Origin of the sequence: Testudinibacter sp. 'clade 2', assembly GCF_006227735.1 — a bacterium.
In the GTDB taxonomy this organism is placed as follows: Bacteria; Pseudomonadota; Gammaproteobacteria; order Enterobacterales; family Pasteurellaceae; genus Chelonobacter.
Genome location: NZ_VDHB01000162.1, coordinates 1 through 5,860, shown reverse-complemented (window position 1 = coordinate 5,860; position 5,860 = coordinate 1). Strand labels below are relative to the sequence as shown.

Sequence of the window (5,860 nt, the reverse complement as noted above, 5' to 3'; positions counted from 1 at the left end):
GCGTTAATATAGTGTTTAAATTCGTTTATAAAATGTGAAATCTGTTCGTTTTTTGAACTTGTTTTAATAAAAAATGTGCGATAACTCATATTTTTTCCAGTTATGGCTTGATTATTTAAGTGGAATATTGATACTAACCTCACTAATTATTTTAATCGGTAAAATAATTATGAAAAAATTGTAATAATGGTGATATTCGGTAGGTATTTTCGTATGCTACTTGTAATTGTTACCAACATGTTGATTTATATTCAATGTTATTCATTTCTATAAGGAAATCACTATGTACTCAAAAGAAGTTACCATCACAGCTCCAAATGGCCTGCATACTCGTCCAGCTGCTCAATTTGTTAAAGAAGCCAAAGCTTTTGCTTCGGATATTACAGTAACTTCCAATGGCAAAAGTTCAAGCGCAAAAAGCTTGTTTAAACTGCAAACCCTGGGACTGGTGCAAGGCACTGTGATCACCATCAGCGCTGAAGGGGAAGATGAAGAGAAAGCGGTTGAACATTTAGTCGCATTGATTCCAACCTTAGAATAAGAAACCATTTGATCTTTCACCGTATAACTCGGTGAAAACGCATGGCTGCAATCAAACGTAATATGAACAGCGAATAGTTGGCTATTCGCTTCGGCAATTTTATCCAAGAAAAGGTTTTATTATGATTTCAGGTATTTTGGCTTCACCAGGGATTGTCTTCGGAAAGGCGTTGGTTTTAAAAGAAGAAGAAATTGTGTTAAATACAAAATCCATTGCTGAATCTCAAATCGACGCTGAAATTCAGCGCTTTTATACCGGTCGCGAAAGTGCGGTAGAACAGTTGACGGCAATTAAAGAGAAAGCGACCAGAACACTCGGCGAAGAAAAAGGCGCTATTTTTGACGGTCATTTGATGATTCTGGAAGATGAAGAGCTGGAAGAAGAGATTATTGCGTTGATTCGTGATGAACAAATGACGGCTGATTTTGCGGCAAGTAGCGTGATTGATCAACAGGTTTCGATGTTGGCAGAAATTGATGATGAGTATTTAAAAGAGCGGGCTGGCGATATTCGTGATATCGGTAACCGCTTGATAAAAAATATTTTGGGTATGCATATTATTGATTTAGGTGAAATCAATCAAGAAGTTATCTTAGTTGCCAATGATTTGACGCCGTCTGAAACCGCACAGCTGAACTTGGATAAAGTATTGGGGTTCATCACTGATATCGGTGGTCGCACTTCACACACTTCGATTATGGCTCGCTCGTTAGAGCTTCCGGCAATTGTAGGCACCAATATTGCCACCAAGTCCATTGTCAGCGGTGATATGTTGATTTTGGATGCAGTGAATAACCAAGTACTGGTTAACCCTACGCAAAACGAGCTGGAAAATGTAAAAAGTTTACAACAACAGCTTGCCGCAGAAAAAACCGAATTGGCAAAATTGAAAGATTTGCCGGCATTGACATTAGATGAACATCGGGTAGAAGTTTGCGCAAATATTGGTACCATTCGTGATATTGACGGGGCTCACCGTAACGGTGCCGAAGGTGTCGGGCTATACCGCACAGAATTCCTATTTATGGATCGCGATCAATTGCCAAGCGAAGAAGAGCAATTTCATGCTTATAAAGAAGTCGTAGAAGCGATGGAAGGTAAATTAGTGGTATTACGCACCATGGATATTGGTGGTGATAAAGAGCTACCTTACCTCAATCTACCAAAAGAGATGAATCCATTCTTGGGCTGGCGTGCAATTCGGATTGCTTTGGATAAACGTGAGATTCTGAATGCACAATTAAGAGCGGTTTTACGCGCCTCGGCTTTTGGCCAATTAGCCGTGATGTTCCCGATGATTATTTCAGTGGAAGAAATCAGAATCTTAAAAGCGGTGGTGGCAGAGCTAAAACAAGAGTTGCGCAATGAAGGCAAAGCATTTGATGAAAATATTCAAATCGGGGTGATGGTCGAAACACCATCTGCAGCCGTCAATGCTAAGTTCTTGGCAAAAGAAGTCGATTTCTTCAGTATCGGCACCAATGATTTAACTCAGTATACCTTAGCGGTTGATCGTGGTAATGAGTTGATCTCCCATTTATACAATCCAATGACACCATCAGTATTGAATTTGATTAAACAAGTCATTGATGCTTCTCATGCGGAAGGCAAATGGACCGGTATGTGTGGTGAGCTTGCCGGGGACGAAAATGCAACATTGCTGCTGCTTGGTATGGGACTTGATGAGTTTAGCATGAGTGCAATTTCAGTACCAAGAATCAAGAAATTGATTCGTAGTGTCAATTTTAAAGATGTGCAACGTTTGGCTGAAGAAGTACTGGAACAGCCGACCGCGGCAGACATCGAAGCAAAAGTTTCTGCTTTTTTAACCGAAAATGGCTTAAACTAGATACAAATTAAGAAATTTCGGGTAACATAAGACTGATGTTTTGATGGATTTAATGAGGAGAATGTAAAATGGGTTTATTTGATAAACTGTTCGGTTCAAAAGACAATAAAGGGGCTGAGGTTGAAATTTATGCACCGTTGTCTGGTGAAATTGTCAATATCGAAGATGTGCCGGATGTTGTTTTTTCTGAAAAAATCGTAGGTGACGGTATTGCTATCCGTCCAATTGGAAATAAAATTGTTGCGCCGATTGATGGAGTGATTGGTAAAATTTTTGAAACCAACCACGCATTTTCAATGGAGTCCAGAGAAGGTGTTGAATTGTTTGTTCACTTTGGTATCGACACCGTTGAGCTTAAAGGCGAAGGATTTGTCCGTATTGCTGAAGAAGGCCAGGAAGTGAAAAAAGGTGACACTATTATTGAGTTCGATTTAGCCCTGTTGGAAGCAAAAGCGAAATCAGTATTAACGCCGGTTGTTATTTCTAATATGGATGAAATCAGCAGTATCGAGAAATCGAGTGGCACGGTTGTATTGGGTGAAACCGTTATCTTGAAACTAAAAAAATAAGCTGATTGACATTGTGAAAAAACCGAGTTAATTCTCGGTTTTTTTATACCTAAAGTGCGGTCTGAGTTTATTCTAATTCACCGCAGAAACGATAGCCTTCGCCGTGAATTGTTGCGATAATTTCCGGTGTATCTGGATTGGCTTCAAAATGTTTTCGAATACGCCGAATGGTCACATCTACTGTTCTATCATGCGGTTTGAGTTCACGTCCTGTCATTTTTTTCAACAAATCATCACGGGTCTGAATTTTTCCTGGATTTTCACAAAAGTGTAACAAGGCACGAAATTCGCTGCGCGGTAGTTTGTTATTTTCGCCTTCAGGAGAAATTAAAGTGCGACTATTAATGTCTAATATCCAGCCATTAAAACGATATTGATCAACATGTTCGTGAGAAACTGGCTGATCTTTTTCTGACATAGTACGTTGCAGTAGATTTCTGGCTCGAATAGCGAGTTCACGCGGATTAAATGGTTTGGTAATATAGTCGTCAGCACCGATTTCCAATCCTAAAATTTTATCGACTTCATTATCACGTCCGGTCAGAAACATCAGTGCAGTATTGGCGCTTTCGCGTAGTTCGCGTGCCAGCATCAGCCCGTTTTTTCCGGGTAAATTGATATCCATCACCACCAAATTGACGGAGTGGCTAGATAGAATCGTATGCATTTTATTACCATCAGAGGCTTCCATCACTTCGTAGCCTTCGGCTTCGAAAATATTTTTTAGCGTGTTGCGGGTAACTGCTTCATCTTCGACGATAAGGATTTTAGGAATACGCATTTATTTTTACCTATAAAATCACAAGGACTATAAACTGTCTTATGGCATTCAATTTTTAAGACAGCGAATTTTACTTTTGATAAACAAAATAAAATATTAATTGCAGAATTGCAACGTAACTATAACATAAAGAAAATAAAAAGCGCACCATTCTCAACTAAAGTTTGACTTAGGTCATCATTTCTTGCTGCATTGATGCCTAAAACAGTTAAAAATAAGTATTAAAATGATGCGATATGTTCTCAAACATTAATGTTCTTTGGTTTTGAAGAATTGAACGTCAGGATACCGCTCTTGCGCTAAATTTAAGTTTACCATGGTTGGGGCGATATAAGTCAGATTATCGCTGCCGTCTAAGGCTAAATTTTGTTCGTTTTTACGCTTAAATTCTTCAAATTTTTTTACATCAGCACATTCAACCCAACGTGCGGTAGAAACATTGACTGTTTCATAAATAGCCTCTACGTTGTATTCGCTTTTCAGGCGGGCAACGACTACATCAAACTGTAATACACCGACAGCGCCGACAATTAAATCATTGTTCATCAGCGGACGGAACACCTGCACAGCCCCCTCTTCGGAAAGCTGTACTAATCCTTTCAACAATTGTTTCTGCTTTAACGGATCCCGTAAGCGGATACGACGGAACAGTTCTGGCGCAAAGTTGGGAATGCCGCTGAATTTTAATTTTTCACCTTGGGTGAAGGTATCGCCGATTTGAATTGTGCCGTGATTATGCAAACCGATAATATCACCGGCGTAGGCTTCTTCGGCGTGGCTGCGATCACCAGCCATAAACGTTAGCGCATCAGAAATAACCACATCTTTGCCGATTCGCACATGGTGCATTTTCATGCCTTTTTCGTATTTTCCGGAGACAATCCGCATAAAAGCAACTCGATCTCGGTGTTTGGGATCCATATTAGCTTGAATTTTAAACACAAATCCGCTTAATTTATCTTCTACAGGGGAAACATCACGCAGATCGGCGTGTCGCTGTTGTGGACGAGGAGCCCACTGCGTTAAACCGTCCAGCATGTGATCCACCCCAAAATTACCCAATGCGGTGCCAAAAAAGACCGGTGTTAGTTGACCTTGTAAAAATAGGTCCAAATCAAATGGATTGGATGCACCTTGCACCAATTCCAGTTCATCACGTAGTTGCTGGGCTAAATCACTGCCAACCGCACTTTCCAATTCAGGATTATCCAAGCCTTTGATAGTGCGGACTGTTTGGATGGTATGACCTTGACCGGTTTGATAAAGATAGGTTTCATCATTATAAAGATGATAAACTCCTTTAAATAATTTGCCACAGCCGATAGGCCAAGTGATAGGCGCACAATGAATGTTCAATACGTTTTCGACTTCGTCTAAGAGTTCCATCGGATCTCGAATATCACGGTCGAGCTTATTCATAAAGGTCAAAATCGGTGTATCGCGTAAACGCGTGACTTCCATTAATTTAATGGTTCGTTCTTCCACCCCTTTGGCGGAATCGATCACCATCAAACAACTGTCAACCGCAGTCAAAGTGCGGTAAGTGTCTTCCGAAAAGTCTTCATGTCCGGGGGTGTCAAGTAAATTGACTAAGCAATCGTTATAAGGAAATTGCATTACAGAAGTTGTGATTGAAATGCCGCGTTGTTTTTCCATCTCCATCCAGTCAGATTTTGCATGTTGACCGGAACCGCGTCCTTTCACGGTACCGGCAGTCTGAATCGCTTCTCCGTAAAGTAGAACTTTTTCAGTGATGGTGGTTTTACCCGCATCGGGGTGTGAGATAATCGCAAAAGTGCGGCGCTTATCGACTTGCTGTGGATATGGATTTAATGACATTGTATGTAAATAGGCTCTAATAAATGAATAAATGGTTAAGGCTAGTATTGTCGCTGATCTGTTGCTTAAAAACAATGAATCATTGTAGTGGCAGAAATAAAGACTACGATTGATATTAAAAAATAGTTTTTGTCCAGACTTGGTATAAAAAACCACCGTTTGATAAAAAACAGAAAAAAAGTGAGAAAAAGGGGTTGCAAAGAATTTCTGAATGTCTATAATGCGCACCTCACAACGACGCAGCGTTCTGATTTGAAGCGAGTGGTTGTGACTGTTCTTTA

5 protein-coding genes are annotated in these 5,860 nt (G+C 40.2%); 3 read left to right on the top strand and 2 right to left on the bottom strand.

Going from position 1 to position 5,860, the window contains the following annotated elements; all coding sequences use genetic code 11:
• Positions 1-283 precede the first annotated feature (283 nt).
• The 3 genes from ptsH to crr all read left to right on the top strand — a co-directional run bounded on the left by ptsH (position 284) and on the right by crr (position 2,959).
• A complete protein-coding gene (ptsH, locus tag FHQ30_RS11560; protein WP_034613710.1) occupies positions 284-541 on the top strand; it encodes a phosphocarrier protein Hpr in 258 nt (85 codons plus the stop codon).
• 121 nt (positions 542-662) lie between these two features.
• On the top strand, positions 663-2,390 hold the full coding sequence (gene ptsI, locus FHQ30_RS11555; RefSeq protein WP_139611091.1) for a phosphoenolpyruvate-protein phosphotransferase PtsI: 1,728 nt from the start codon (positions 663-665) through the stop codon (positions 2,388-2,390).
• 68 nt (positions 2,391-2,458) lie between these two features.
• Entirely contained in the window at positions 2,459-2,959 is a 501-nt protein-coding gene (gene crr / locus FHQ30_RS11550) for a PTS glucose transporter subunit IIA (RefSeq protein ID WP_132968132.1), read from the top strand.
• A gap of 67 nt (positions 2,960-3,026) precedes the next feature.
• Here crr and arcA read toward each other — a convergent pair whose 3' ends face one another.
• Together arcA and prfC are read right to left on the bottom strand one after the other, a co-directional pair.
• Complete coding sequence (gene arcA, locus FHQ30_RS11545; RefSeq protein WP_132968131.1) at positions 3,027-3,740, bottom strand: two-component system response regulator ArcA; 714 nt, start codon at positions 3,738-3,740, stop codon at positions 3,027-3,029.
• 249 nt (positions 3,741-3,989) lie between these two features.
• Positions 3,990-5,579 carry a peptide chain release factor 3 gene (prfC, locus tag FHQ30_RS11540; protein WP_139611092.1) on the bottom strand — a complete coding sequence of 530 codons (1,590 nt, stop codon included), beginning with the start codon at positions 5,577-5,579 and terminating at the stop codon, positions 3,990-3,992.
• Positions 5,580-5,860: the final 281 nt, after the last annotated feature.